This window comes from Tsukamurella ocularis, assembly GCF_965138335.1.
Lineage (GTDB): Bacteria > Actinomycetota > Actinomycetes > Mycobacteriales > Mycobacteriaceae > Tsukamurella > Tsukamurella ocularis_A.
In genome coordinates this window covers 20,516-45,720 of sequence record NZ_CBCSDV010000004.1, presented here as the reverse complement: position 1 = coordinate 45,720, position 25,205 = coordinate 20,516, and the positions used below count along the sequence as shown (strand labels likewise).

Here is a 25,205-nt window from a genome sequence, read left to right as displayed (position 1 = left end):
GCCGCCGGCGGCCTTCTACGGGCGTCAAATAGCGGACGCCCAGAGAGAAGGAATACTCAATGCTCATCTCGCAGCGACCCACCCTCAGCGAAGAGGTCATCTCCGACGCGCGCTCGAAGTTCATCATCGAGCCGCTGGAGCCGGGCTTCGGTTACACGCTGGGCAACTCGCTCCGCCGCACGCTGCTGTCGTCCATCCCGGGCGCGGCCGTGACCAGCATCCGCATCGACGGCGTGCTGCACGAGTTCACCACGGTCCCCGGCGTGAAGGAGGATGTCACCGACATCATCCTGAACCTCAAGGGCCTGGTCGTCTCGTCGGAGGACGACGAGCCGGTCACCATGTACGTGCGCAAGCAGGGCCCGGGCGCCGTCACCGCGGGCGACATCGTCCCCCCGGCGTCGGTCACCGTCCACAACCCCGATCTGCACATCGCCACCCTGAACGACAAGGGCAAGCTCGAGATCGAGCTCGTCGTCGAGCGGGGCCGCGGCTACGTGCCGGCCGTGCAGAACAAGGCGTCGGGCGCCGAGATCGGCCGCATCCCGGTCGACTCGATCTACTCGCCCGTGCTGAAGGTGACCTACAAGGTCGAGGCGACTCGTGTCGAGCAGCGCACCGACTTCGATCGCCTGATCCTCGACGTCGAGACCAAGAACTCGATGACCGCGCGGGACGCGCTGGCTTCGGCCGGCAAGACCCTGGTCGAGCTCTTCGGCCTGGCCCGCGAGCTCAACGTCGAGGCCGAGGGCATCGAGATCGGGCCGTCGCCGGCCGAGGCCGACCACATCGCGGCGTTCTCGCTGCCGATCGAGGACCTCGACCTGACGGTGCGCTCGTACAACTGCCTCAAGCGCGAGGGTGTGCACACCGTGGGCGAGCTCGTGGCCCGCACCGAGTCCGATCTTCTCGACATCCGCAACTTCGGTCAGAAGTCGATCGACGAGGTCAAGGTCAAGCTGCACGCGCTGGGTCTGGCCCTCAAGGACAGCCCCGCGTCGTTCGATCCGTCGCAGGTCGACGGGTACGACCCGGCCACCGGCACCTGGAGCGACGAGCCGTCGTTCTCGGGCGACGCCGATGGCGACCAGGATTACGCCGAGACCGAGCAGCTCTGAGCTGAAGAGCTCGTAAACACCCACAGGAGAAACAATGCCTAGGCCCACTAAGGGCGCCCGGATGGGCGGCTCGGCCTCGCACCAGAAGCACATTCTGGCGAACCTCGCGACCGCGCTCTTCGAGCACGGCCGCATCGAGACCACCGAGTCCCGCGCCAAGCGCCTGCGTCCCTACGCGGAGAAGCTGATCAGCCATGCCAAGCACGGCAAGCTGGCCAACCGCCGCGAGGTCATGAAGGAGATCCGCAACAAGGACGTCGTGCACGTGCTGTTCGCGGAGATCGCTCCGGCCGTCGCCGACCGTCAGGGCGGCTACACCCGGATCATCAAGACCGAGAACCGGAAGGGCGACAACGCCCCGATGGCGGTCATCGAGATCGTGACCGAGCAGCTCGCCGCCACCGAGGCGTCGCGCGCCACCCGCGTCGCCGCCTCGCAGGCCGCTGCCAAGTCCGCCGCCGTCGAGGCTGCGGAGATCACCGAGACCGAGGCTCCGGCCGCGGATTCGGCCGAGGGCTCGGACCTCCCCGCCGGCGCGCACGCGCCGCTCGAGGACGTCAACGAGGCTCCCGAGGGCTTCCCGATCAAGGGCAACGCCGATTCGAAGCTGTACCACCGCCCCGGTACCCGCTTCTTCGAGTCGACCGTCGCCGAGATCTGGTTCGCGGACGAGGCTTCGGCCGAGGCCGCGGGCTACTCGCTGCCGAAGTCGCAGCAGGAGGACGCCTCCGACTCGGAGTAGTCACCCGCACGTCACAACGGAACCCGTCGCACCGCCAGGTGCGGCGGGTTCCGTCGTCTCTGACTTAACAGCGTTAGCCCGGATGTCGACCTGGGACTTCCGCTGCGTGCGGTGCTACCTACTCGCGGGTCAGTCGCGCGTCGCCGCGATCACCGCGTCGACGGTGGCCCGCACCTTCTCCGCCGACACGCGCGGCAGGGTGAAGCGCGCCAGGTAGGCCTCGTTCGTCACGCGCGACCAGTCGCAGGTGACGGCGATCAGCGTGCCGTCGATCCCGTTGTCCGTGTGCGGGGTGAACTCCCAGGTCCACTCGACGCCGACCGGGTCCTTCCCGCGCCCGGCGGGCAGCCACGCCAGCCTGGTGTCCGGCTCGAACACGGTGACGTGGTTGTCCACGGAGTACTCCCGCCCGTCCTCCGCGGTCATCTCCATCCCGAAGACGTCGCCGACGCCCGTGATCTTCTCGGGGCTGTCGGCTGAGACGCCGCGGAGCATCCCGGAGCCGTCGGCGGCCGCGTGCACCGCGGGCCGAGTGAGGGCCTCGAACAGGACGGCGGGAGGGAGATCGGTGGTCACGGTGACGGTCTGCGCGGTCTCGTTCATCCTCCCGACGCTACGCCGCTCACGATGTCGCGTTCTGCGCACGCGGAGGTGCGCAGGCGCACGCGTACCGCCGCAGAACGCGACATCGTGAGCCGGCTCAGTAGTCCGGCAGGTCGATCCCATCGGCCTTCGCGAACTGGGCGGCCCAGATCAGCCGCATCGGCCACGTCGTGGCCGTGCGGTACGTGAGATCGCCGAGCGCGACGCCGATCCGGCCCATCGGCGCGAACCCCGCGGGGCTGCCGGGCGGCAGCTCCTGCGCCGCCGTCACGAAGGGCCGCATCACCGCGTCGTACCGAGCGAGCGCACGCGGTACGTCGCCGCCCGCCCGGCCCAGCTCCCCGGCGAGCACGTACGCGCCCACGAGCGCGAGCGTGGTGCCGAGCCCGGTGAGCGGGGTGGGGCAGTAGCCGGCGTCGCCGACGAGGGCGACGCGGCCGCGGGTCCACGCCTCCAGCTTCACCTGCGCGAGATCCTGGTACGCCCAGTCGTCCGCGGTGCGCATGGCCCGCAGCAACTGCGGTGCGACCCAGCCGATGTCGGCGAACTCCCGCTCGAACAGCGCGAACTGCTCGTCCCGGTGCAGCCGGTGGGCGTCGGTGCCGCGGATCGCGAGGCCGGCCTTGACGGTGCCGCCGGTGCGCGAGGGGCGCACCGAGACCACGCGCCCACGGCGGGCGGTGTGCATCAGGTACCACCCGCGTGTGTCCTCGTCGATGGCGGCCGTGAACCACGCGTACCGCAGGCCGATGGGCTCGAGCGCGGCGGCGTCGGGGCCGAAGGCCGCGCGACGCACCGCGGAGCCGAGGCCGTCGGCGCCGATCACCAGGTCGAACTCGCGGGGCGCCGCGGTCTCGAAGGTCACGCGCGCGACGTCCCGGTCCTGCTCGATCGCGGTCACGGTGTCGTCCCACAGGTACTCGACGTCGGCGGGGACCGCGCCGACCAGTACCTCCGCGAGGTCGCCGCGGAGGATCTCGTGGGTGGAGACCACGCCGTTGCCGCCGAAGGCCTCGACGGGCATCGACGCGCCGCGTCGCCCGCGGCCGTCGACCTTGACGATGCCGCGCTGGTCGAGCAGCCGCGCGGTGCTGGCGGGCCCGAGGCCGAGCCGGTCGATCACGGTGCGGCCGGCGCCGCGCAGGTCGACGGTCTGGCCGCCCGCCCGCAGCGACGGTGCGCGCTCGACGATCGTCACGCGGTGGCCCTGACGGGCGAGCAGGAAGGCGGCGGCGGGACCGGCGATGGAGGCGCCGCTGATGAGGACTCGGAGCTGATTCATAGGGCGAACGTACGCCGTATCGAATGCATCGCGCTACAGTGTTGACGTGGAGATTCGCAGGAAGTGCACTAGTGCACCTGGTGCTGCGGGGAACCGGTGACCCGCGCCGAGGAGGTCGCGGCGGTGCTCCGCGAACGCATCGCGTCCGGCCGGCTGCGGCCGGGGGACCGGGCACCGTCGACCCGGGCGATCATGCGCGATCACGGCGTGGCGATGGCGACGGCCTCGAAGGTCCTGGCCCTGCTCCAGGCCGACGGGCTCATCGACTCCGCCCCGGGCCGGGGGAGCGTCGTGCTCGCGCCGGACCGCCCGCGCGCCCCCGCGCTGACCGCCGCCGACGTGATCGCCGCGGCCGTCGCCATCGCCGACGCCGAGTCGCTGCAGGCGGTCTCGATGCGCCGGCTCGCGGCGGCCCTCGAGATCCCCACGATGGCCGTGTACCGGTACGTCCCGAGCAGCGACGAGCTGCAGTCGGCGATGCTGGACCGCGTGCTGGCCGACCTGCCCATCCCGCCCCGCACGACGGACTGGCGTGCCGACGTCGAGGCGCTGCTCCGCGCCCTGTGGGAGGCCATGAAGGCGCACCCGTGGCTCGCCGCGGCCATGTCGATGACCCGGCCGGCGGTGCTGCCCGGCGCGATGCCGATGTCGGAGCACCTCCTCGCCGCGCTGCGCGCCGCCGGGCTCGCGCAGCGCGAGGCCTTCACCGAGTACCTGTGCCTGCTCAACCTGGTGCGCGGCCTGGGCGCGACGATCGAGCCGGAGCTGGCCGACCGCGCGGCGACGGGCGTCACCGAGGACGAGTGGATCGACACCCAACTGGACGAGCTGCGCGACGCGGCGCCGGCCGACCGCTTCCCGGTGATGGCGGAGATGCTGCACACGAGCTACCCGTACGACGCCGACGTGCTGCTCGACACCGCGCTCACGCGCTACCTCGACGGCCTGGCGGCGGGCCTCGCGCCGGCCGCGCACCGGTAGAGTCTGTCGGCGACATGACTCGCTACCGCCTCGACATCGCCTACGACGGCACCGACTTCAGCGGCTGGGCCCGCCAGCCCGAGCAGCGCACGGTGTGCGGCGTGCTGGAAGAGACGATCGGCACCGTGCTGCGGACGGACGTGCAGCTCACCGTCGCCGGCCGCACCGACGCGGGTGTCCACGCGACGGGCCAGGTAGCGCACCTCGACACCGACGTCGCGCTACCCGACGGCCTGGTCCGCCGGCTCGCGCGGATGCTTCCGCAGGACGTCCGGGTCACCGGGATCAGCCCCGCCCCGCCCGAGTTCGACGCCCGCTTCTCGGCGCTGCGCCGTCACTACGAGTACCGGCTCACCGACGCCCCCTTCGGCGCGAACCCGCTGCGCGCCCGCGACACCGCGCCGTGGCGCCGGCCCGTCGACCTGGAGCGGATGCAGGAGGCGAGCGACCGCCTGCTGGGCCTGCACGACTTCGCCGCCTTCTGCCGCCGCCGCGAGGGCGCCACGACGGTCCGCGAGCTGCAACGCTTCGCCTGGCGCCGCGACGCTGACGGGGTGTTCACCGCCGAGGTTTCCGCCGACGCGTTCTGCTGGTCGATGGTGCGGTCCCTCGTCGGGGCGGTCGCCGCGGTCGGGGAGGGCCGACGGTCCGCCGACTGGGTCGCCGGGCTCCTCGACGAGCGCGAGCGCTCCAGCGCCATCAACGTGGCCGCCGCCTGCGGGTTGACGCTGGTGCGCGTCGACTATCCCGCCGACGACGAGCTCGCCGAGCGCAACCGGATCACCCGCGAGAAGCGCGAGGTCGACGGCGCCGGGGCGGGCGCCGGCGGCTGCTGCGGCGACTGACCGTCAGCGGCCCAGCGCCGCGTCGATCGCCTCCGCCAGCCGCCGACGGTCCGCGGGCGCGAGTGACTGCGCGAAGGCCGCGATCCGATCGTGCCGGACGGCGGCCATCCGCGCGGCGAGCCCGTGACCCGACGCCGTCGCGGTGATCGACCTGGCCCGGCCGTCCGCGCCGTGCCGACTCCGCTCGACGAGGCCGCGCTCGACCAGGCCGTCGGCGCAGCGGCTCATCGCGGCCTCGGACAGCCCGACGCGCTCGGCGAGCGCCTTCACCGTGAGCGTCTCGGGCTCCGCGTCGATCGCGAGCAGCGCCTTGAGCTGCGAGGGGGTCAGGTGCGCCTCGTCCAGCAGCGCGAGCAGCCCGCTGCCGCTCGGCGGGTGCAGCACTTCGAGCAGTGCCACCAGCGCGTTCGGGAGGTCGCCGTCCTGCTCGGAATTAATTGCGTGCATGCATGCATATACTAGACGGGAATGCGACGAGAGGACACCCGATGACCTTCACCAGTGCGGAACTGACCTACCTGCGCAGCCAGCCGATCGGCCGGCTCAGCACGATCGGCCCGGCGGGCGGCCCGCAGATCCGGCCGGTGGGCGTGCATCTGAGCCCCGACGGGACGGCCATCGACATCGTCGGGCACGCGCTCGCCGCGACGCAGAAGTGGCGTAACGTGCGGCGCGAGCCGCAGGTCGCGTTCATCGTGGACACGGTGGATTCCGTGACGCCGCCGAAGGCCCACGGGATCGAGATCCGGGGCGAGGGGCAGCTGCTCCCGGGCGCGGGTGGGGGATTCAGTGGCGACATCATCCGCATCCGTCCGCAGCGCATCGTGTCGTGGGGGCTCGACGGGGACGGCACGCACGCGCGCGACGTGGGCTGACCGCCCCGCCGGGCGGCTGCTCCGCCCGCCCGGCGGAGGTTGCGGCGCCGTTCGCCCGGCGTTCATGATCGCGATGCCCGCCGCGTGGATACTCGGGCGATGTGAACCCCTTCGACGTCGCCGGCTTCCTCGGCTCCGCGGGCCTGATCGGCCTGGTGCTGCTGATCTTCATCGAGACCGGTCTGCTGGTGGGCTTCATCTTCCCGGGGGATTCGATCCTGTTCACCGCGGGCATCTTCGCGGCGCAGCCCACCCCGTTCGCGCAGCTGTGGCAGCTGCTGCTGTTCCTGCCGATCGCGGCGATCATCGGCGACCAGTGCGGCTACGCCCTCGGCCGGTACGCCGGCCCGAAGGTGATGCGCGGCAGGGTCATGAACTTCATCGGGCAGGGGCCGGTGGACAAGACGTACGCCTTCTTCGACAAGTACGGCCCGTTCACGGTGCTCTTCGCGCGGTTCATCGGCATCGTCCGCACGCTGGTGCCGGTGCTGGCCGGCTTCTCGAAGATGGATCACCGCAAGTTCACGCTGTTCTCGGTGCTCGGCTCGATCCTGTGGTGCGACGGCATCGTGCTGCTGGGCTACTTCCTCGGCGGCATCCCGCTGCTGCGCGACCACCTCGAGGTGTTGTTCATCGGCTCCGCGCTGACGATCATCATCCCCATCGCCATCACCGTGATCACCCGCCGCCGCGCCCGCAAGCGCGAATCCGCCCCAGCGGAACCCGTGACGCCGTAGTCCCTTCAGCATGATCGAGTTGGAGACCCGGATGTTGCGCCATAGAGAACCTGATGGTTTGCCGGAGGCCCGCCATCAGCCGCGATGTCGGTTGTCGGCTGCGGAGACCATGGACCAGCACTCCGAGTCGACCTTGCCGGTCGCGTTCTACAGGCAAGAGCTGCCGGCCATGCTGGCCGGGCAACCATCCGGACCGTCTGCCAACGCGATCGGGTGGGACGCCGGCCGGGCTGGAGTGGAAGGGCCTACGCACCTCGTCTAAGGTCGGTTAGTCCAGCAGATGGGCCGCTCCTTCTATTGGTTGAACGCTCGCCGCTGTCCGTTCGTTCAGCGAATGAGCAGCGCTTCTAAGGGCGAGCGAAGAACCACGTTTGTGAGTGTAGTGAGCTCTGAGCGCGCTTCTCAATGTGCTCGGTCGTCGGCACTCTCTTGAGCGTGAAAACGCGACGATACTCGACGTTTAGGAGGTCCCCGAGGGGAACTTCGCGGACGTCAAAGATGATCGAGCGATCGGCTGAGTCCCTATTGCCGAGATAGACGCCGTGTCCGATGTTTGCCCTTGCGATCGGTAGGAGCTCTATATCGTTAAGGCTCTGCTTGGCGGAGTCCAACAGTACAGGAGGCCACCGTCGTCGTGTTAGCCGTAGCGCGTCAGGGCCGACCGCCTCGACTAGGAATGGACCACCGGACCGTGAATGCAGCAGTGAGAGCACTGATGCGAACGCTGCGATCACCGATGCGATAGTTCCGACTATTGCTAATGTTGTCAACATAGGTCGATTGTCTATCAGAAGTTGGCGAAACCTTGGCGGTTCCGGACTGCAGCACCTGCTTTCACCGCATGGCTGGGGGCTCGAGAAGTCTGGCAAGTCGGAGTGCATTGCCATCGACTACGCGGGGATGATTGATGCGGACGCGCTCCGGACGGAGCCGCGCGGTCGACGGCCGCGCTGGCGAACTGCGACTGGTTCGTCGCGCCCGCGGGACGCAAGGCGAACTGCGGGCGCAGTGGTTGGTCCACCCGGTGAGCGGCAGTGCCGGTCGCGCAGCTGGACAGTGCTGGCGCCCAGCGTTTTCGGCGCCCGCGACGAAGCCTGATCACCGGCACTCCCCGACTCGCTTGGGGCGCGCGCCGATGTTCTCTCGTACGCGGAGGACTCGTCGGCGGGCGTGTGCTCTTGATGCGGCTTGCTGGCATTAGTGCGATACCCTACGAGTACTCGCCTGGGCAGAGCGGGGTCGAATCGTGAATCTTGACGCCGATCAGCCACGCGACGACTCGCCGAGGATCTCACGATTGAAGGCGAGAGGGGGAATCTGCCCAATTGGGTTGAGGTGTACCTCGCGAAAGAGCGCGAGTGGTGGCGCTTAGTGCAGAGAATCAAAGGAGGGTAGCCTAAAGAGCTAGCCCACCAGGTAGAGATACAACGATGCAATATTTGTAGGGCCCGGGTGTGGCGATAATTCGCCCTTGTAGGAGGCGACAAATTTCTGACTCATGCAGTCCGCCTACCCGTTTGGTTCCGGCGCGCACACCTCTCACACGCGATTCGCCTCCAGCTGAATCTGGTCTAATTATCGCCGTTGAGCGACATGAGTAGGCGAACAGCGACGATTGCGTGCGCCGCAGGGTGCATCACACGGGATCATTCAGAGGTCGAGAGGAACTTCCGCGCCCAGTAGCCCAAATCTGCCGTCGCAGAATTCGTCATTGTCGGCCAGTGCGTTGAGTAATACCGGCTTCCAATGGTTCGGGCCACGAGAAGCGAGAGCTGAATTCGCATCGTTGCGTCGGTTCTTGCGCATAAGGTGCGCTCCGCCATTGCGATAGTCTTGATGGTAGGAATTGAGCTGATCGTTCATGAACTGAACAGCTTGGTCGCTATAAATTTCTCCAAGTTTCAGGTCGTCGAACTGATGTGCCAGGGCCCTAACCTCTGGGCTTTTCACGCTCGTATCGATGCGATACTCTATAGCCACCGTATTGATCAGGGTTATCTCTGCCTTCAAGAATTGATGGCTGGGAAAGTTCATGAGATACGGATGAAAGTAGAGGTACGGCTGCGTAGATGTATACTTGGCGCGCTTCGTCTTATTGCATTCATGACACGCCGGAATTAGATTCAATGGCAATATTGAAAATTCTGGAAAGGATGATTTTGGAAGATAGTGGTCAACCTCGCCGGCCTTCCTGTCTCCACAGAGGAAGCAATACCCTCTGGTGAGTCTCGTCAGATGGGGGTGAAGATCAGAGAGTCGCCCGTCGGACGACAGGTAGGTCCAATTCCCCGAGAGTAGAGCTTTGTCGGTACCTGGCCACAAGGCTGGAGTGCACATACCTTCAGAATTGGAGTATTGGCGGTATCTTTGGAATACGATGGTTGCTAGCTCGTTTAGACGAGCTCTGTTCATTCGACGGGACGCGACCTCATTGTAGAGTGCTTCGCCGTCGACCGTTGGCCTAGTCGCGCTGATCACGATGCATGTAGTTCAAGACGAGGGCGCGAGCCTGTGTGCTTATCCCCGGGTGGAACATTCGATCGATTTGGTCGATATTATAGCCAGCTGCTAGTCGCGACAAGACCCCCTGGTAGTCCGTGGCGCTTGAATCCATTGAAAACACAAATCGCGTAATGGTGCCAATCGATTCGCCGAACGTTTCAATCTCCGAGGATTGAGTAGATGTTTCTCTGCCCACCCGCTCGATGACGGTGACGAATTTTGCTGGAATTTCTTGAACCACAACTGGGCTGTGGGTAGCGATCACGGCAAATGAGTCAGTTGATTCAAGCAAGACCTGTACGGATCGAAGGAGAGCGGCAGCTAACGGCGGATGGAGGTGTGTTTCGGGCTCATCGATTAGGACGAGCGAGCGTGGTCGTAAATGGGCTGCGAGCTGGGTTACGATGTTGAGTACAATCTTGTGACCCGTGCTGAGTGCGCCGAAGCTTTCAAGTGCCTTGACTGTTTCGCTACCTTGCCCGAGCTGATTGAGATCTACGCCGATTCGGCCGAACGATGGCTCGCGCGACAAGACCTTAAAGGCGGAAAGTAGATTTGTGTGACTAGCGATGGTGGCATTGGCCTCGTTCAGTGCCGCAGTGAACTCCAGGTCGATCTCGTTTATTGATTTAAGTTCGTACCTCGGAGGCGCAATAGCATGCTTCATGGTGTCGTAGTTGTCGTCGGCGGGCGGCGCTTTGTCAAGTTTTCTCAACCCGCAGTACGTGTATCCAAATTTGCTTGTCGCACCTTCCGTATCGTGCGCCGGGGTTTTGAAAGTATCAAACGCGCTGTAAGAGACTGCGATGACGGCGCCGAAGGTTGTATCTTCGCCTGTGAGGGCCGAGATCGGCGTTTCGTTCTTGGTGAGCCCTACCTTACTGACCGCGAGGGCGAGGTCGGCGAGAAGGCTTGTCTTGCCCACGCCATTGTAGCCTACGAGAACGTTGCATCGCCCGGGCAGCGGGCCGGAATCGTCGAACGCGAAATCTATCGGTGTCTCCCCGCCGTGGTGAATCCAGTTAAACCTGAAAGAAGCGACTCCGTTGGGTCGACGGTTTCCTTGTGCGATGTCTGCGCCAACTACGAGTGCGTTCTCTGCTTCTCCAAAGCGAAGAAGCGACGTTCTCCAACCGGGTTCGTTCTCGAAAGCGGCTCGTATGGTTCTGTTAGAGGCGGCGTCGCGAATGGCGGCAAGGTACTCGGCAGCGATGGCGGGAGGTACCTGTTCGAGCTTTCGGTAGTAGTCCGAGTCCTGCCCTAGAGAGCAGAAGTTTGATTGCAGTTCGGTAAATTTGGGAGGAACAGGCGTCGAGCCGACGGTTTGCCCACGCTTCAAGACCTTTACGCCTCCGAGGCTGATCGGGGCTTGGTTCGGAATGTACAGTGTGGTATCGAATAGTGTTCTGAGTCCGAAATCGTCCCAGTTATTGCGTTCGAGGACGACGTGGGGTCGATTCTTGGTTGAATGTGCAGTGGCGAATCGATCAACCACGACGAATCTCATGGGTGATTGCCCCGCTTCTGATCGGTAGATTGTGTTGTAGCTCAAATCTACCACGAGGGGCGCTACCACGAGCCAGGCGCTTCGACGCTGACCGTATCCTGGGACGGGCGTAGTGAACCGATGAGAGGTGAGCTCAATGCGCTACGCCGCCCGTACGTCATTACGATATCTCGGTCTATTGTGCTACCGACGTCGTGGCCGCCTTTCGACCCGGTCTGGGACTCCCGGGGGCTCGAACTGTCGGTCGGTCTGAGGGGATGCATCCGCTCAGGGGACCGGCCAGCGGTCACTATCATCGGCAAGGCACGAGCTTCCCCTGCCGGGGTGCTCGATGAGGTTATGTCGGGGCCATCCTCTTTGATGGTCATCGGGCTCGGAGCGCCATGCTCGCGAGTGGGCCAAGACTTTCCGCGGGTTCAAGATGACTGGCTCCTGCCAGGAATTACAGCGTGCTCGGCGCCGTCAAGATGTCGCCGCAGCCGCCGGGCCGCGGCACGTGGGTCTCGCGTGCCCGGGGGCGTGGAGCTGGTGCAGGTCGCGATGGTGGCCGAGCCGGAGCCGCCTAGCGGTCCCGGTGCACCGTGATCGTCCCCGTGAGCAGCGGCCACGGCGGCTGTCGCAGCACGGCGAGCGAGGCCAGCGTCGCGGCGATGAGACCCGTGGCCACGCCGAGCAGCGCGATCCGGTCCGCGTCGACGGCCGGCGACCACACCGCCTGCCCGTCCCGCACGGTGTAGACGCCGATCGCGGAGACGCGGTCCTCGCCGGTGCGCCTCCGCCGGATCCGGGAGACGGTGATGACCGTCGTCCCGTCGGGCGTGACGTGCGGATCGCCGAACACCACGCCCCGCGGGGCGGTACCGGGCACGGACCTCAGTTCTGGGCGCATGCCTCCATCATGCGCCTGCACGGTGGGGGAGTGGCACCGTCGGCGGGTCACGTTCCGGCCAGGCGCGAGACCACCGGACGCATCGCCTCCAGCGTGTGCCCGCCGAGCGCGATGAGTGAGAAGCCGTACTCCTCGCGGCGGCGGATCAGGGTCTCGCAGATCTCGTCCACGGAGCCGTCCACCAGCGCGGGGTTGTCCACGGCCCGCAGGGCGTCGAGGTCGCCGCCGATGAACGCGCTCACGTAGTCGGGCGCGACGCCGTTCACCGCGAAGATCGAGGTCGCCAGCTCCACCCGGTCCCGGAGCGGCGCCGTGAGCTCCGCCAGCTGCTGGGGCGTGAACGTCGGCGGCGCGGCCACTGCCACGGTGTCGGCCCGCTCCCGCGCCACGGCAAGAGCTTTGGGCCCGCCCGCGGCCATGAGCACCGGGGTGTGCCCGGCACCGTCGAGAGCGGCGAGCGCGTCGAGGGTGTCCACGACCCGGGCCAGGCGCTCGGCGCCCGTGCCGAAGGACACGCCGAGCGCGGCGGCGTCGGCGGCCACGTCGGGCCGGCCGGTGCCGATGCCGAACCGGAACCGGCCGCCGCTGATCGTCGCGAGCGAATGCGCCTGCCACGCCGCGTGCTTCGGGTCGTGCAGCGGCGAGGCCACCACGTAGTTCGTCACTTCCAGCGTCGAGGTGGCGCCCAGCGCCACCGCCGCGGAGGTGAAACCGTCGGGCAGCGGGTAGTTCTCGGGCAGCGCGAGCACGTCGAAGCCGTCGGACTCGACGGACCGGGCGTACGTCGCCCAGTCGCCGAGCTGCGGCACCGGCAGTGCGGTCACCGCGAAGCGGAATGGTCGTGTCATGTCAGGAACCTCCTCGTTCGGGTGCTGCGGTACCGGGGTCGTCGGGCTGGACGAGCCGGAAGTGCGACCGGTCCCGCTCCATGGATCGGCGTTCGTAGACGCCCTCGATGCGTTTGCCGTCCACCGTGCCGCTCAGCCGCAGCCGGTCGCCGTCGACGCGCGCGGTCACGCGCAGGGGAGCGTCGTCCTCCTTCTTGCGCAACTCGAGCACGTCGCCCTCCACCTCGAGCAGCCACGAGGTGGTGTAGCCGGCGGGCTCCTGCGTCACGACGCTGTCGTACGCCGAGCCGAGCTGCTTCAGCGCCGCGTTGGAGTCGCTGCCGCGCAGGGTGATCGCCACGTTCGACCACGGCGCGGGGCCGCGCTGCGCGAGCCCGGCGGGCGCACCGTCGATGGTGAAGGACGTGGCGCGCCACACGCCGTCGAGGGCCGAGCGCGGCGTGTGGATCACGTAGGTCATGAGCGCGCCGCTCGCGGTGAGCACCATCATCAGGAGCCCGGCGACGCCGAACTTGAGGACCTGCCCCGTGATCCGGACCCACGAGCGGCTCGCGCCCGCGACGGGGAGCGGCGGCACCGGCGTGGGCGCCGGGCGATTGAGCGCCGCCCGCAACAGGTTCGGCGCGTACGGCACGGTGAGCGCGATCGCGATGAGCAGCAGCTCGCCCGCGATGATCTTCACGGGCACGTCGTAGAACAGGTTGAGCAGGAACACCTGCCCCATCGCGACGATCGCGAGGAGCGATCCCAGGATCGCCGTGCGCCGCCAGAGCAGCAGCACGCCCGCCGTCAGCTCGATGAGGCCGGTGACCACCATGTAGGGGATCGACGCGCCCATGAAGCCCCACAGCGTGGTGAACAGGCTGGTGTCGCCCGTGAGCTGCAGCTGGTTCGCGGGCAGCGCCATGAAGCCCATCTGCGTGGGGAGCACCTTGGCGATGCCGTAGAACAGCATCGACAGCGCCAGCGCGAACCGCGCGAACACACCGAGCAGCCCCAGCAGTGAGCGGTAGTTCGGGCGGTTCCGGTCGAGCGCCGTCCACACCGCCACGATCACCAGGCCCACGACGATCCAGCCGAGGTGCATGCACCACTGCCACATGTTGTCGCCGCCGCCGGAGATCACGATGTCGACGCCCTCGCCGCGGCTGACGTAGCTGCCGATCTGCGCGAGCAGCCACCAGATGCCGGTGAGCTTCCACACGACGGCGAGTCCGGCGTTGCCGTACACGGAGAACAGCAGGATGCCCCCGCCGAGCACGAACAGCAGCCGGAACGCCAGCTTCTGCGCGCTCGACCACACGGGCTCCGGCGCCGGCGGCCCGGCGGGCGGGCCGACCGGGGGAACGGGCAGGGGCGGCACCCCCGGCCCGGGGTGGTTCGACGGTGCGGACTGGTCCAGGGGGCTCTGGGGTGCGCTCATGCCGTCATCGTAAGTCCGGCTCACGATCACTCCTAGTGACAGATGTAACGGGGGCTCAGGGGAAGTCGAGGCTCGGTGCGTCCGTGTCCGGCATGGGGTGGGTGAACCGCAGCGGCTCGGAGTCGCGCTTCATCGGGCGTCGCTCGTAGGCGGCCACGATCTCGCGGCCGTCGACCCGTCCGGTGATCGACAGGCGGTCCCGGTCCGGCTGCGTGTACTGCAGCACCGTCTCCGGGCCGGACTTGCGAGCCTTGATGGTCAGCGCGGTGTCGCTGACGTCGAGGAGCCAGGGCGTGACCCGCGCGGTGGAGTCCTGCGTGACGAAGGAGTTGTACGACTCGCCGGCGGCCTCCCAGATCCCGCGGCCGCGGTAGGTGATGGCGACGTTGATCCACGCCGGGTCGGTGGCGAGGGCGGCCTCGCGACCGTCGACCCGGAAGGACGTCGCGTGCCAGGTGCCGTCGATGTCGCCGCGTGTCTCCGAGAGCGCGGACTTCACCATGATCCCGGCCGCGAGGCCGACCCCCGTGATGGCGATCAGGGCGAGCGCCGCGGCGGTCTTCCCGGTGCGGCGCAGCCAGGTGCGGTCGGCGCCCGCGGCGGGCCAGATCGCGGGCATCGGTCCCGTCGCGCGGCCGAAGCCCGCGCGGATGAGGTTCAGCCACTGCGGCGCGAGGAGGCCGATCGCGATCACCAGGAACTCGAAGCAGAGGAACTTCACCGGCACGTTGTAGAAGCTGTCCATGAGCAGCACCTGCACCATGGAGACGATCGAGCCGAGCGCGCCCAGGATCCACGTGCGGCGCGAGAGCAGCAGGATGCCCGAGACCAGCTCGACGAGGCCCGTGACGATCGAATAGCCGTCGGAGGCGCCCATGAAGCCCCACAGCATGTTCATCCGGCTGATGTCGCCCGCGGGCTGCAACGCGTACGTCGGCAGCTGCATGTATCCCATCTGGGTGGGGATCGCCTTGCCCAGGCCGTAGAAGATCATGCCGCTCGCCAGTGCGATGCGACCCACCTGCCACAGCAGCCCGCCGAGGCTGCGGTAGTCGCCGCGGCGCCGGTCCAGGACCGTCCAGACGGCGGTGATGACGACCGCCACGACGGCCCACCCGATGTGGTACTGCCAGATGCCCATCGAATCGCCCGAGGTACTCAACTCGGGGAGCTCCAGCGCGGTGCCGGTGACGAGTGCGCCGAGTCGCGCGAACGGCTCCTGCACCACGGACATGACGGGCGCGAACTGCAGGCAGCCGAAGACGGACAGGATCATCAGGCCGCCGCCCAGGGTGAAGAGCAGGCGGAAGCCGATCAGCTGGGCGGTGGTCCAGCGCGGGGGCGGGGCGTCGGTCGCGGGCGCGGCGGGCGCCGCCACGGTCGGAGTGGTCATGTCGTCGAAGCTATTTCCCGACGGTGCCCCGCCACATCCGGGAAAGCCCCCTACCGGACCCTGAGGTGCGGCACCGTCGGGCCGGGCGGGCGGCCCGGGCATCCGGACGCGCCCGTTTTGACCTGCGGCGGGGCACCCGCGTACTCTGGTCCGCTGGTGTGTGGCGCCGTGCTGCCCTCTGATCGGAAGATCGAGGGTGATGCGGAGTCGGGTCCCGGGTCTCCGTTGGTCGCCGGGAGTGCCTTCGTCACGCATGGACCGGCACCGAACCATCGAGCAGAGGATCTCCTGTGCCTACTTACACCCCGAAGGCGGGTGACGTGACCCACCAGTGGCACGTCATCGACGCATCCGACGTGGTGCTCGGCCGCCTCGCCGTCGCAGCTGCCAACCTGCTGCGCGGCAAGCACAAGCCGACCTACGCCCCCAACGTGGACAGCGGCGACTACGTCATCATCATCAACGCTGAGAAGGTCGCCCTCTCGGGCGCCAAGCTCACCGACAAGCGGCACTACCGTCACTCGGGCTTCCCGGGCGGCCTGAGCTCGCGCTCGATCGGTGAGGTGCTCGGCTCCAAGAACCCGGAGCGCGTGGTGCAGAAGGCTGTTCTCGGCATGATCCCGAAGAACAAGCTGGGCAGCGCCATCGGCGGCAAGCTGAAGGTCTACGCCGGCCCGAACCACCCCCACACCGCGCAGCAGCCGGTTCCCTACGAGATCAAGCAGGTGGCGCAGCAGTGAGCGACACGATCGAGAACAACGAGTCCGCCGAGGTCGTTCCGAACGAGTACACCTCCGAGACCCCTGAGGCCTCGACCGAGACCCGCGCCCCCCGTGGCCCGGTCGTCATCGAGCGCCCCATCCAGACCGTCGGCCGCCGCAAGGAGGCCGTGGTCCGCGTGCGCCTGACCGCCGGCACCGGCAACTTCGTGCTGAACGGCCGCACCATCGAGGACTACTTCCCCAACAAGCTGCACCAGCAGCTGGTGAAGGACCCGCTCAACACCGTCGAGCGCCTCGAGTCCTTCGACATCGCCGCCAACCTCAGCGGTGGCGGCCCGTCGGGCCAGGCGGGCGCGCTGCGCCTCGCCATCGCCCGCGCGCTGATCGAGGTCTCGCCCGAGGATCGCCCCGCGCTCAAGCGCGCCGGCTTCCTCACGCGTGACCCGCGTGCCGTCGAGCGCAAGAAGTACGGCCTGAAGAAGGCCCGCAAGGCTTCGCAGTACAGCAAGCGCTGATTGCTGGCTTTCACCAGGGCAGGCACCCGCATCCGTGCGGGCGCCTGCCCTGGTCTCGTTTCCACCCTTCTCCTCTTCTGACCTGCGAGGTATGACCCATGGGGCGTCTGTTCGGGACCGACGGTGTGCGCGGCCTGGCCAACAAGGATCTGACCGCCGATCTGGCGCTGCGGCTGTCCGCGGCCGCGGCGGCCGTGCTCGGAGCGCACGACCTCGAGGGCCGGACCAGGCCCTTCGCCGTGGTCGGCTGGGACCCGAGGGCATCGTCGGAGATGCTCTCCGCGGCCGTCTCCGCGGGTCTGACCAGCGCTGGCGTCGACGTGCTGCTCGTCGGCGTCATGCCCACGCCGGCCGTCGCGCACCTGGTGGCCGAGTACGACGCCGCGCTCGGCGTGATGATCTCCGCCTCGCACAACCCCATGCCGGACAACGGCATCAAGTTCTTCGCCCGCGGTGGGCACAAGCTGGAGGACGCGCAGGAGGACGCCATCGAGTCGGCCCTCGACGACCCCGCCCCGCCGCGCCCGACGGGGGCCGCGATCGGCCGGGTCAAGCGCGCCTTCGACGCCGTCGACCGGTACGTGGCGCACCTGGAGTCCGCGGTGCACGTCTCCCTCGCGGGCCTGAAGGTGGTCGTCGACGCCGCCAACGGCGCCGCCTCGACGGTGGCCGCGAAGGCCTACCGCGACGCGGGCGCCGAGGTGATCGCCATTCACGACGCCCCCGACGGCCTCAACATCAACCGTGACTGCGGCTCGACGCACCTGGAGGGCCTGCGGGCGGCGGTCCTCGCGCACGAGGCCGACCTGGGGATCGGGCACGACGGTGACGCCGACCGCTGCCTCGCCATCGACGCCGCCGGGCGGACGGTCGACGGCGACGCCATCATGGCGATCCTCGCCATCGCGATGGACGAGGCGGGCGAGCTCACCGATCACACGCTGGTCGCCACGGTGATGAGCAACCTCGGTCTGCACCTCGCGATGAAGGCCGCGGGCATCACGCTGCGGACCGCCGCGGTGGGCGACCGGTACGTGCTCGAGGAGCTGCGCACCGGCGGCTACGCCCTGGGCGGCGAGCAGTCCGGGCACATCGTGCTGCCCGCGCTCGGCACCACGGGCGACGGGGTGCTCACCGGGCTCAAGATCATGGAGCGGATGGCGCAGACAGGCTCGTCGCTCGCCGAGCTGGCGTCGGTGCTCACGGTGCTGCCGCAGGTGCTGGTGAACGTGCGCGTGATCGACAAGGCCGCGGCGATGGCCTCGTCGGACCTGGTCGCCGCGCTGGCCGCGGAGGAGGCCGCGCTCGGCGAGGCCGGCCGCATCCTGCTGCGCCCGTCCGGCACGGAGCCGCTGGTCCGCGTCATGGTCGAGGCGCCCACCGAGGAGGTCGCCCGCGGCACCGCCGAGCGGCTCGCGGGTCTGATCTCCTGAACGACGCCGTTCCCGGAGTTCCTTGTCGAAACGTTTTCATAGCCGGTAGCGTGTGGGTATGACCGGTTACGAGGGTGTGTTGTTCGACTTCTCGGGGACGCTGTTCCGACTGGAGCCCGACCCGGCATGGTTCGCGGGGCTCACCGACGACCGGGGCCGCGTCCTCGACGACGCCGCCCAGCGCGAACTCCTGCACCGGATGACGGTGCCCGTCGGCCTCCCGGTGCCGATGGAGGGCGCGGCGCTGCGCACCTGGCACGCGCGCGACCTCTCCTCCGCCGATCACCGCGGCGCCTACCTGCACGTCCTCGAGCACTCCGGCGTCGCCGACGCGAGCGAGCGGGAACGGCTCTACGGCGAGTTCTCGAACCCGCTGAACTGGACGGTCTACGCCGACACCGCCGCCGTGCTCCGCGCTGCGCGCGACGCCGGCCTGAAGGTGGGCGTGCTCTCCAACATCGGCTACGACATCCGCCCCGCGTTCGAGCGCGAGGGCATCGCCGGCCTCGTCGACGAGTTCGTGCTCTCCTTCGAGGTGGGCCACGCCAAGCCCGACCTCGCGGTCTTCCGCGCCGCCACTGCCGCCTTGGGCCTGCCCCCGGAGAAGGTGCTCATGGTCGGCGACAGCGCCGAGGCCGACGGCGCCTCCCGCGACATCGGCTGCGGCTTCGCGCAGGTCGAACCGCTCCCCGTCGCCGCCCGCCCGGACGGGCTGCTCGCAGCGGTGCGGTCCGCCGGCGCGATCTGACGCGGTTCGCGGGAACCGATCCACCGGCTGGTGCGTCCAATGAGTAAGGGGACGTGTGAGCGAGGGGGATCGCATGGGCACGAAGATCGATCCGGCCGCCGTATCGAGGGCCGGGGGCAGCTATTCGACGGTGGCCGACCATCTCGGGACCGCCGCGGGCCGGATCCGCGGTTTCACCGCGGAGGCCGGTGACTTCGGCCGGAAGTACCCGTCCGACGGTGCCGCCTACGCCGCCGCGCTGCAGGGCATCGCGCAGGGCGTCGACGCCTGGCAGGTCGGTGCGCGCGCCTGCGGTACCGGCCTGACCACCTCCGCGTCGGCGCACAGGACCACCGACGACGGCGGCGCCGCCGCGGTCACCGGGGCCTGATCCGTGGCGGAGCAGACCGTCGATCAGATGCTCGACGGGGGTGCGAGCTGCCTGCAGTACTTCCGGGAGATGCTCGACCTGGCGAAGCGGATCTCGAGCAAGCAGTGGCCCGACTGGCGGGACCACGTGTGCCGGAACTACGACAACGAGCGCGGCATCGACCTCGCGTCGCTGCGGGGCGATGCGGTCATGCTGCGGCAGCAGGCGACGGCGGCCCGGCAGGCCGTGACGGACCAGGCCACGGCGAAGGCCACCGTGCGGACGGCGTGGCCCGACAACGCGGGTGCACAGGCCGTGGCCACGCTGGACGCCCACCACACCCGGAGCGAGCCGGTGGCCACGACCCTGGAGCGGACCGCCACCGCGGCCGAGGCCGTGCCCGACGCCGTGGTGGCCGCCGTCGCGACGAAGGTCTCCGACCTCAGCGAGTTCGACAAGGAGGCGTTCGGCCTCGGCGACGTCGGTTACTGGAACGCCGCCAAGATCGTGGGCGGACTGGTCGTCGCCGTCGCGAACCCCGCCGGGACCATCACGAGCGCGAACGCGACGGAGGAGACGGTGCAGCGGTTCGAGGCCCAGCTGGCGAAGGACCTGGCCCGCTTCGATCAGGTCGTCGCGGCCGCGGTCTCCGCCGTCCAGGCCGCCTACGCGGCGGTGCCCGCTGCGGCGAAGGGCATCGACGCCTCGGCGTTCCCGGCACCGTCGTTCGGCACGATCACGGCGACCACCACGCAGACCCCGACGAGCCCGACCACTGCGTCGCCGGTCACCAGCGGAGGCGGTGGGGGCGGCGGCACCGGGTCGCCCACCACGTCGTCGCCGTCCAGCACGTCCCCGAGTTCCATGAGCCCGTCCAGCGCGAGCCCGACGTCCTCCAGCCCGACCAGCGCGACCCCGTCCAGCGCGAGTCCGTCCAGCACCAGCCCGACGTCGACCGGCTCCACGACGCCCGCCACCACGAACGGCGCGAGCACCACCCCCTCGATCGCGACACCGAGCACGGGCACCGGCACGGGCGCGGGAAGCGGCACGCCGTCCTGGCTCTCGCAGCTGCTCCCGAAGATCGCCGAGCAGCTGCGCCTGGGGGACAAGAGTGGGGACAAGAACGGGGAGAAGAGCGCCGACAGGTCCGCGGACAAGACCGGCGACAAGGACGAGAAGGGCGCCGCGGACGCGAAGAACGGCAAGGGCGAGAAGGTGCTGGGCGTCGACGCCCTCGGCCGCACCGTCACCGCCACGCTGAGCCCCGACGGCAAGACCGTCGAGGTCACGGCGAAGAAGCCGGACGGCACCACGGAGAAGGTCACGCTCACGGTCGGCGAGGACGGCAAGCTCGCCGTCGATGGCAAGGACGGTGTAGGCAAGGACGGAGTGGGCAAGGACGGCGCCGGTGCCGGTGGCAAGGGCCAGGACGGTACTGGTGGAGCGGGCGACGCGAAACCGGTCGAGGTGAAGCCCACGACGCAGAACGACACCGGAATCGCACCCGTGCCCGCGTCCCCGTCCGGCGCGACTCCGTCGAGCGGTGACGGCACGGCCCCGTCGACCGGCGGCGGCGCGACCCCGTCGGTCGCCCCGAGCACCGTCGCGCCCGTCGTGCCCACCGCGCCGGCCGCCCCGGCCAAGCCCTCGACCACCGGCGCGCAGGACCCGGCGCCCGCGGGCGAGCCGTGCCCGCCCGGCGAATCCGCGGACCAGGGCACCGGTGCAGAGTTCGCGGTCAGCGGGAGTTAGGAGACACGGTGAGCAGCACCGACCCCTGCCCCGAGGACCACGCCCGCGCGGTCCTCCGCCGCCGCGGCGTCGCGGTCGAGGCGGTGCTGCTCGCGCCCGACCGCGCCCACGCCGCCGGGCTCCGGGCGCTGCGGCGCGCGGGCGGGCGGATCGTCGCGGCGCCGACGCGCCCCGACCTCGTGGTCGACGGCATCGTCGGGATCAGCGCGCGGGGTGCGCTCCGCCCCGAGGCCGCGGACCTCGTCGCCGGGATCAGCGCGCCGATCGTGGCGGCTGACACCCCGTCGGGCGTCGACGTGCGCACCGGCGTCGTCCACGGCCCGGCGGTCGCCGCCGCGGTCACCGTCGCCTTCGGCGCGCTCAAGCCCGTGCACGCGCTCGCGCCCGCTCACTGCGGCCGCGTCGAGCTCATCGACATCGGCCTCACGCTCGATGCGGGCGAGCTGCGCGCCTACGCCGATGCCGACGTGGCCGCGCGCTGGCCCGTCCCCGGCCCGGGCGACGACAAGTACAGCCTCGGCGTGCTCGGCGTCGTGGCCGGCGGCGACGCCTACCCGGGCGCCGCGGTACTGGCGACGGGCGCGGCGATCCGCGCGACGTCCGGCATGGTCCGGTACGCCGGCACCGCCCGCGCCGCGGTGCTCGCCGCCTGGCCCGAGGCGGTCGCGAGCGACGGCGTCGCGGACGCCGGGCGGGTCCAGGCGTGGGCCGCCGGCCCGGGCATGGGGGTCGACGGTGCCGCCGCGGACCGTCTGGCCCGCGTCCTCGACCAGGACCTCCCGACGGTGCTCGACGCCGACGCGCTGACCCTGCTGGCCGAGCACCCGGGCCTGCTGGCCGGCCGCACCGCGCCGACGGTGCTCACGCCGCACGCCGGGGAGTTCGCCCGACTCGTGGGACCGGTGGGGAACGACCGGATCGCGGCCGTGCGCGAGGCGGCCCGGGAGCTCGACGCGACGGTGCTGCTCAAGGGGCACGTCACGGTGATCGCGGCGCCCGACGGCACCGCCGTGGCCGACACCGCGGGCTCCGCGTGGGCCGCCACGCCCGGCTCGGGCGACGTGCTCACCGGCATCGTCGGCAAGCTCCTCGGCTCGGGCCTGGCCCCGCTCGACGCGGCCGCCTGCGCCGCGCGGGTGCACGGCCTGGCCGCGGCCCGCGCCGCCGACGGCGCCCCGACGCACGCCGCGGCGATCAGCGCCGCGGTGCCGGGCGTCCTGCGCGACGTGCTGCGCGGCTAGGCTGAGCAGCGCCATGAAGACATCGATTCCCGCGTCCGGCCTGGAGCGCCTCACCGCGCAGATCGACCTGGGCGCGGTCGCGCACAACACGCGGATCGTCGCCGAGCACGCGCCGAGCGCCGCGACGATGGCGGTGCTCAAGGCCGACGCCTACGGCCACGGCGCGCTGCCCGTCGCCGGCGCGGTCCTCGCCGGCGGCGCCACCGAGATCGGCGTGACCACCGTCGACGAGGCCGTGGCTCTCCGTGAGGGCGGCGTCACCGTCCCCCTGCTGAGCTGGCTCAGCACGAGCGGGTACGAGCGCGCCATCGACGCCGACGTCCGGCTGGGCGTGAGCTCGCCGCGCCAGCTGGCCGCCGTCGTGGCCGCGGCGCGGGCCGTCGGCCGGCCCGCCGTGGTGCACGTCAAGGTCGACACGGGCCTGAACCGCAATGGCGTCTCCGCCGCCGAATGGGTCGCGGTGCGCGACGCCCTGGTGGACGCGGAGCGCGCCGGCCACGTCCACCTCCAGGGCGTGTTCACCCACCTCGCGCACGGCGACGAACCCGAGCATCCGTTCCTGGACGTGCAGCGCGATGCGCTCGCCGCCACCGTCGCCGACGCCCGGGCGCACGGCCTCGCGCCCACTCGGGTGCACGCGGCGAACTCGGCCGCCGCGCTCACCCGGCCCGACCTGCACTTCGACCTGGTGCGCCCGGGCATCGCCCTGTACGGCGGGATCCCGGTGCCCGGCAGGGACTTCGGGCTGCGGCAGGTGATGACCTTCGCGGCGCCGGTGATCCTGATCAAGCGGATCCGCGCGGGCGACGGCGTCAGCTACGGGCACAGCTGGATCGCACCGCGCGACACCGTGGTGGGGCTGATCCCCGCGGGGTACGCCGACGGTGTGTGGCGGCCGCTCAGCGGCCGGATCGAGGTGGCGATCGGCGGCCGGCGGTTCCCGCAGGTCGGGCGGGTCTGCATGGACCAGAGCGTGATCGACCTCGGCCCCGACGGTGGCGGGGTGTCCGAGGGCGACACCGCCGTGCTCTTCGGCGACGCGCCCGGCGCGGACCGCGCCTCCGACTGGGCGGAGCGGCTCGGCACCATCGACTACGAGGTCCTCACCGGCGTGCGTGGGCGCGCCGTTCGGACGTACCCGGGGGAGCAGTGAACGACGAGAAGCGCGGCCGTGTCCACATCCCCGAGCGCCTGCCCGGACCGGCGCTGCTGGCGGGTCTCGGTACGGGCGTCGCCGTGGCGACGTTGACGGGGATCGCCGCCGCGGCAAGGGTTCTCGGCGTCCGGGGCGCGGGCGACGATCCCGTCGCGCCCGCCGACCTGGTGTTCCGGTCCGACCGCGAATCGATCGTGATGAGCGCTGACGGGGTGCCGCTCCACGTCCGCGAGGTCGGCCCGCGCGACGCCCCGGTGACGGTGCTCTTCGTGCACGGCTTCACGCTGCGGACCGCCTCATGGGTCCTGGTGCGGAACGAGCTGCAGGCGCGCTGGGGAGACGACGTGCGCATGGTCTTCCCCGACTGCCGAGGCCACGGGGATTCCGGTGCGTGCTCTCCCGAGCAGAGCACCGTCGGCCTGCTGGGCGACGACATCGCCACCGTCATCCGCACCCTGATCCCGACGGGGCCGGTGGTGCTGGTCGGGCATTCGATGGGCGGCATGGCGATCTGCGCGCTGGCCACCGGGCACCCCGAGCTGATCGGCCCGCGGGTCGTCGGCGCCTCGCTGCTGGGGACCGCCTCCCACGCCCTCACCGACGTGGGACTGGCGGCCGCGCTGCGCAATCCGGTGCTCGACGTGGTCCGCGCCGCGATCCGGTTCCTGCCCTCGGTCGTGGGCCGCGGCCGCGAGATGATCACACCGATCGCGACGCCGTTCGTCACCGCGGGCGCCTACGCGCCCGGCGACCGCAGCGCCACGATGACCGAGTTCTCGTCGACCATGAGCCTGTCGGCGCCGCTCGGCACCTACGCGGGTTTCATGCCCGCGCTGGAGGACTACGACGAGCGCGCCGCTCTGCCGGTGCTGCGCCGCATCGTGACGTCGGTCGTGTGCGGCGACCACGACTGGATGACGCCGCTGCGCAAGTCGAAGGCACTCGCCGAGGAGCTCGACTCCGAACTCATCGTGCTCGCCGACACGGGGCACATGCTCATCCTGGAGTCGGCCCCGCGGGTGGCCCGGGCGATCGCCGACCTCGTGGCGCGGGCGGTGCCCGCATGAGCGGCGCGCCGACCGGGGGCGAGCGCGTCCTGCCGGAGGTCGAGGACACCGAGGCCCTCGGCCGGGAGCTCGCCGCGCAGCTGACGGCAGGCGATCTGGTGATCCTCGACGGCCCGCTCGGTGCGGGCAAGACCGCACTGACTCGCGGGATCGCGGCCGGTCTGGGCGTGGCCGGGCGCGTCTCCTCGCCCACCTTCATCATCGCCCGCGAGCACCGGCCGGGGTCGCCGGGCGGTCCGGGGCTCGTGCACGTGGACGCCTACCGGCTCGGCGGCCTCGACGAGCTGGACGCCCTCGACCTCGACACCGATCTCGAGGACTGCGTCGTCGTCGTGGAGTGGGGCGAGGGCGTGGCCGAACGCCTCGCCGACCGGCACCTCATGGTCCGCCTGCGGCGGGCCGAGGGCACCGACGTCCGCACCGTCACCTGGGAGTGGGTCGGCGGGGCCTGACGCCCGCGGTCGGCTCGGGGTG

At 69.9% G+C, this 25,205-nt stretch carries 25 protein-coding genes; 16 read left to right on the top strand and 9 right to left on the bottom strand.

The window, feature by feature from the left end:
* The first annotated feature begins 59 nt into the window (after window positions 1-59).
* Together ACNAYW_RS05655 and rplQ are read left to right on the top strand one after the other, a co-directional pair.
* The gene (locus ACNAYW_RS05655; protein WP_146561220.1) at window positions 60-1,118 is read left to right on the top strand and encodes a DNA-directed RNA polymerase subunit alpha; all 1,059 of its coding nucleotides are present in this window, start codon (window positions 60-62) and stop codon (window positions 1,116-1,118) included.
* A 34-nt stretch (window positions 1,119-1,152) separates the two neighbouring features.
* Window positions 1,153-1,860 (top strand): 50S ribosomal protein L17, sunset domain variant, encoded by a 708-nt coding sequence (gene rplQ, locus ACNAYW_RS05650; RefSeq protein WP_415848775.1) that lies wholly within the window; start codon window positions 1,153-1,155, stop codon window positions 1,858-1,860.
* Window positions 1,861-1,989: 129 nt separating this feature from the next.
* Here rplQ and ACNAYW_RS05645 read toward each other — a convergent pair whose 3' ends face one another.
* Together ACNAYW_RS05645 and ACNAYW_RS05640 are read right to left on the bottom strand one after the other, a co-directional pair.
* Window positions 1,990-2,463, bottom strand: coding sequence for an SRPBCC domain-containing protein (locus tag ACNAYW_RS05645; protein WP_415848774.1), 474 nt, complete (start codon window positions 2,461-2,463; stop codon window positions 1,990-1,992).
* A gap of 97 nt (window positions 2,464-2,560) precedes the next feature.
* A complete protein-coding gene (locus ACNAYW_RS05640; RefSeq protein WP_415848773.1) occupies window positions 2,561-3,745 on the bottom strand; it encodes an FAD-dependent monooxygenase in 1,185 nt (394 codons plus the stop codon).
* A gap of 96 nt (window positions 3,746-3,841) precedes the next feature.
* Here ACNAYW_RS05640 and ACNAYW_RS05635 point away from each other — a divergent pair, with 96 nt between their 5' ends.
* Both ACNAYW_RS05635 and truA read left to right on the top strand, forming a co-directional pair.
* Window positions 3,842-4,726: a TetR/AcrR family transcriptional regulator C-terminal domain-containing protein gene (locus ACNAYW_RS05635; protein WP_415848772.1), complete on the top strand. Its 885-nt coding sequence runs from the start codon at window positions 3,842-3,844 to the stop codon at window positions 4,724-4,726.
* 14 nt (window positions 4,727-4,740) lie between these two features.
* A complete protein-coding gene (gene truA, locus ACNAYW_RS05630; RefSeq protein ID WP_415848771.1) occupies window positions 4,741-5,571 on the top strand; it encodes a tRNA pseudouridine(38-40) synthase TruA in 831 nt (276 codons plus the stop codon).
* Window positions 5,572-5,574: 3 nt separating this feature from the next.
* On the opposite strand, the gene ACNAYW_RS05625 is transcribed toward truA, so the two are convergent.
* Window positions 5,575-6,018: a MarR family winged helix-turn-helix transcriptional regulator gene (locus ACNAYW_RS05625; RefSeq protein WP_415848770.1), complete on the bottom strand. Its 444-nt coding sequence runs from the start codon at window positions 6,016-6,018 to the stop codon at window positions 5,575-5,577.
* 41 nt (window positions 6,019-6,059) lie between these two features.
* Between ACNAYW_RS05625 and ACNAYW_RS05620 the strand changes: the two genes are divergently transcribed.
* Together ACNAYW_RS05620 and ACNAYW_RS05615 are read left to right on the top strand one after the other, a co-directional pair.
* Window positions 6,060-6,446 carry a PPOX class F420-dependent oxidoreductase gene (locus tag ACNAYW_RS05620; protein WP_415848769.1) on the top strand — a complete coding sequence of 129 codons (387 nt, stop codon included), beginning with the start codon at window positions 6,060-6,062 and terminating at the stop codon, window positions 6,444-6,446.
* Window positions 6,447-6,547: 101 nt separating this feature from the next.
* Window positions 6,548-7,183 carry a DedA family protein gene (locus tag ACNAYW_RS05615; RefSeq protein WP_415848768.1) on the top strand — a complete coding sequence of 212 codons (636 nt, stop codon included), beginning with the start codon at window positions 6,548-6,550 and terminating at the stop codon, window positions 7,181-7,183.
* Window positions 7,184-8,833: 1,650 nt separating this feature from the next.
* Here the strand turns inward: ACNAYW_RS05615 and ACNAYW_RS05610 are convergent.
* From ACNAYW_RS05610 to ACNAYW_RS05585, 6 genes are all read right to left on the bottom strand, one after another.
* Window positions 8,834-9,217, bottom strand: coding sequence for a hypothetical protein (locus ACNAYW_RS05610; protein WP_415848767.1), 384 nt, complete (start codon window positions 9,215-9,217; stop codon window positions 8,834-8,836).
* 427 nt (window positions 9,218-9,644) lie between these two features.
* Window positions 9,645-11,180: an AAA family ATPase gene (locus ACNAYW_RS05605; RefSeq protein WP_415848766.1), complete on the bottom strand. Its 1,536-nt coding sequence runs from the start codon at window positions 11,178-11,180 to the stop codon at window positions 9,645-9,647.
* A 574-nt stretch (window positions 11,181-11,754) separates the two neighbouring features.
* Entirely contained in the window at window positions 11,755-12,081 is a 327-nt protein-coding gene (locus ACNAYW_RS05600) for a hypothetical protein (RefSeq protein ID WP_415848765.1), read from the bottom strand.
* Window positions 12,082-12,128: 47 nt separating this feature from the next.
* Window positions 12,129-12,929: an LLM class flavin-dependent oxidoreductase gene (locus ACNAYW_RS05595; RefSeq protein WP_415848764.1), complete on the bottom strand. Its 801-nt coding sequence runs from the start codon at window positions 12,927-12,929 to the stop codon at window positions 12,129-12,131.
* 1 nt (window position 12,930) lies between these two features.
* On the bottom strand, window positions 12,931-14,352 hold the full coding sequence (locus ACNAYW_RS05590; protein ID WP_415848763.1) for a hypothetical protein: 1,422 nt from the start codon (window positions 14,350-14,352) through the stop codon (window positions 12,931-12,933).
* Between the two features lie 55 nt (window positions 14,353-14,407).
* On the bottom strand, window positions 14,408-15,745 hold the full coding sequence (locus ACNAYW_RS05585) for a hypothetical protein (protein ID WP_415848762.1): 1,338 nt from the start codon (window positions 15,743-15,745) through the stop codon (window positions 14,408-14,410).
* 290 nt (window positions 15,746-16,035) lie between these two features.
* Between ACNAYW_RS05585 and rplM the strand changes: the two genes are divergently transcribed.
* From rplM to tsaE, 10 genes are all read left to right on the top strand, one after another.
* On the top strand, window positions 16,036-16,485 hold the full coding sequence (gene rplM / locus ACNAYW_RS05580; RefSeq protein ID WP_146485485.1) for a 50S ribosomal protein L13: 450 nt from the start codon (window positions 16,036-16,038) through the stop codon (window positions 16,483-16,485).
* The gene (gene rpsI, locus ACNAYW_RS05575) at window positions 16,482-16,982 is read left to right on the top strand and encodes a 30S ribosomal protein S9 (protein WP_415848761.1); all 501 of its coding nucleotides are present in this window, start codon (window positions 16,482-16,484) and stop codon (window positions 16,980-16,982) included. The genes rplM and rpsI overlap by 4 nt, the downstream gene beginning before the upstream one ends.
* A 98-nt stretch (window positions 16,983-17,080) precedes the next feature.
* Window positions 17,081-18,415 (top strand): phosphoglucosamine mutase, encoded by a 1,335-nt coding sequence (gene glmM, locus ACNAYW_RS05570; RefSeq protein ID WP_415848760.1) that lies wholly within the window; start codon window positions 17,081-17,083, stop codon window positions 18,413-18,415.
* A gap of 58 nt (window positions 18,416-18,473) precedes the next feature.
* The gene (locus ACNAYW_RS05565; RefSeq protein WP_415848759.1) at window positions 18,474-19,163 is read left to right on the top strand and encodes an HAD family hydrolase; all 690 of its coding nucleotides are present in this window, start codon (window positions 18,474-18,476) and stop codon (window positions 19,161-19,163) included.
* A gap of 73 nt (window positions 19,164-19,236) precedes the next feature.
* Complete coding sequence (locus ACNAYW_RS05560) at window positions 19,237-19,533, top strand: hypothetical protein (RefSeq protein WP_415848758.1); 297 nt, start codon at window positions 19,237-19,239, stop codon at window positions 19,531-19,533.
* A 3-nt stretch (window positions 19,534-19,536) separates the two neighbouring features.
* Entirely contained in the window at window positions 19,537-21,267 is a 1,731-nt protein-coding gene (locus ACNAYW_RS05555) for a hypothetical protein (protein WP_415848757.1), read from the top strand.
* An 8-nt stretch (window positions 21,268-21,275) separates the two neighbouring features.
* A complete protein-coding gene (locus ACNAYW_RS05550) occupies window positions 21,276-22,508 on the top strand; it encodes an NAD(P)H-hydrate dehydratase (protein ID WP_415848756.1) in 1,233 nt (410 codons plus the stop codon).
* A gap of 13 nt (window positions 22,509-22,521) precedes the next feature.
* On the top strand, window positions 22,522-23,661 hold the full coding sequence (gene alr, locus ACNAYW_RS05545) for an alanine racemase (protein ID WP_415848755.1): 1,140 nt from the start codon (window positions 22,522-22,524) through the stop codon (window positions 23,659-23,661).
* The gene (locus ACNAYW_RS05540; RefSeq protein WP_415848754.1) at window positions 23,658-24,731 is read left to right on the top strand and encodes an alpha/beta fold hydrolase; all 1,074 of its coding nucleotides are present in this window, start codon (window positions 23,658-23,660) and stop codon (window positions 24,729-24,731) included. The genes alr and ACNAYW_RS05540 overlap by 4 nt, the downstream gene beginning before the upstream one ends.
* Entirely contained in the window at window positions 24,728-25,183 is a 456-nt protein-coding gene (gene tsaE, locus ACNAYW_RS05535) for a tRNA (adenosine(37)-N6)-threonylcarbamoyltransferase complex ATPase subunit type 1 TsaE (RefSeq protein ID WP_415848753.1), read from the top strand. The genes ACNAYW_RS05540 and tsaE overlap by 4 nt, the downstream gene beginning before the upstream one ends.
* The last annotated feature ends 22 nt before the right edge of the window (window positions 25,184-25,205 follow it).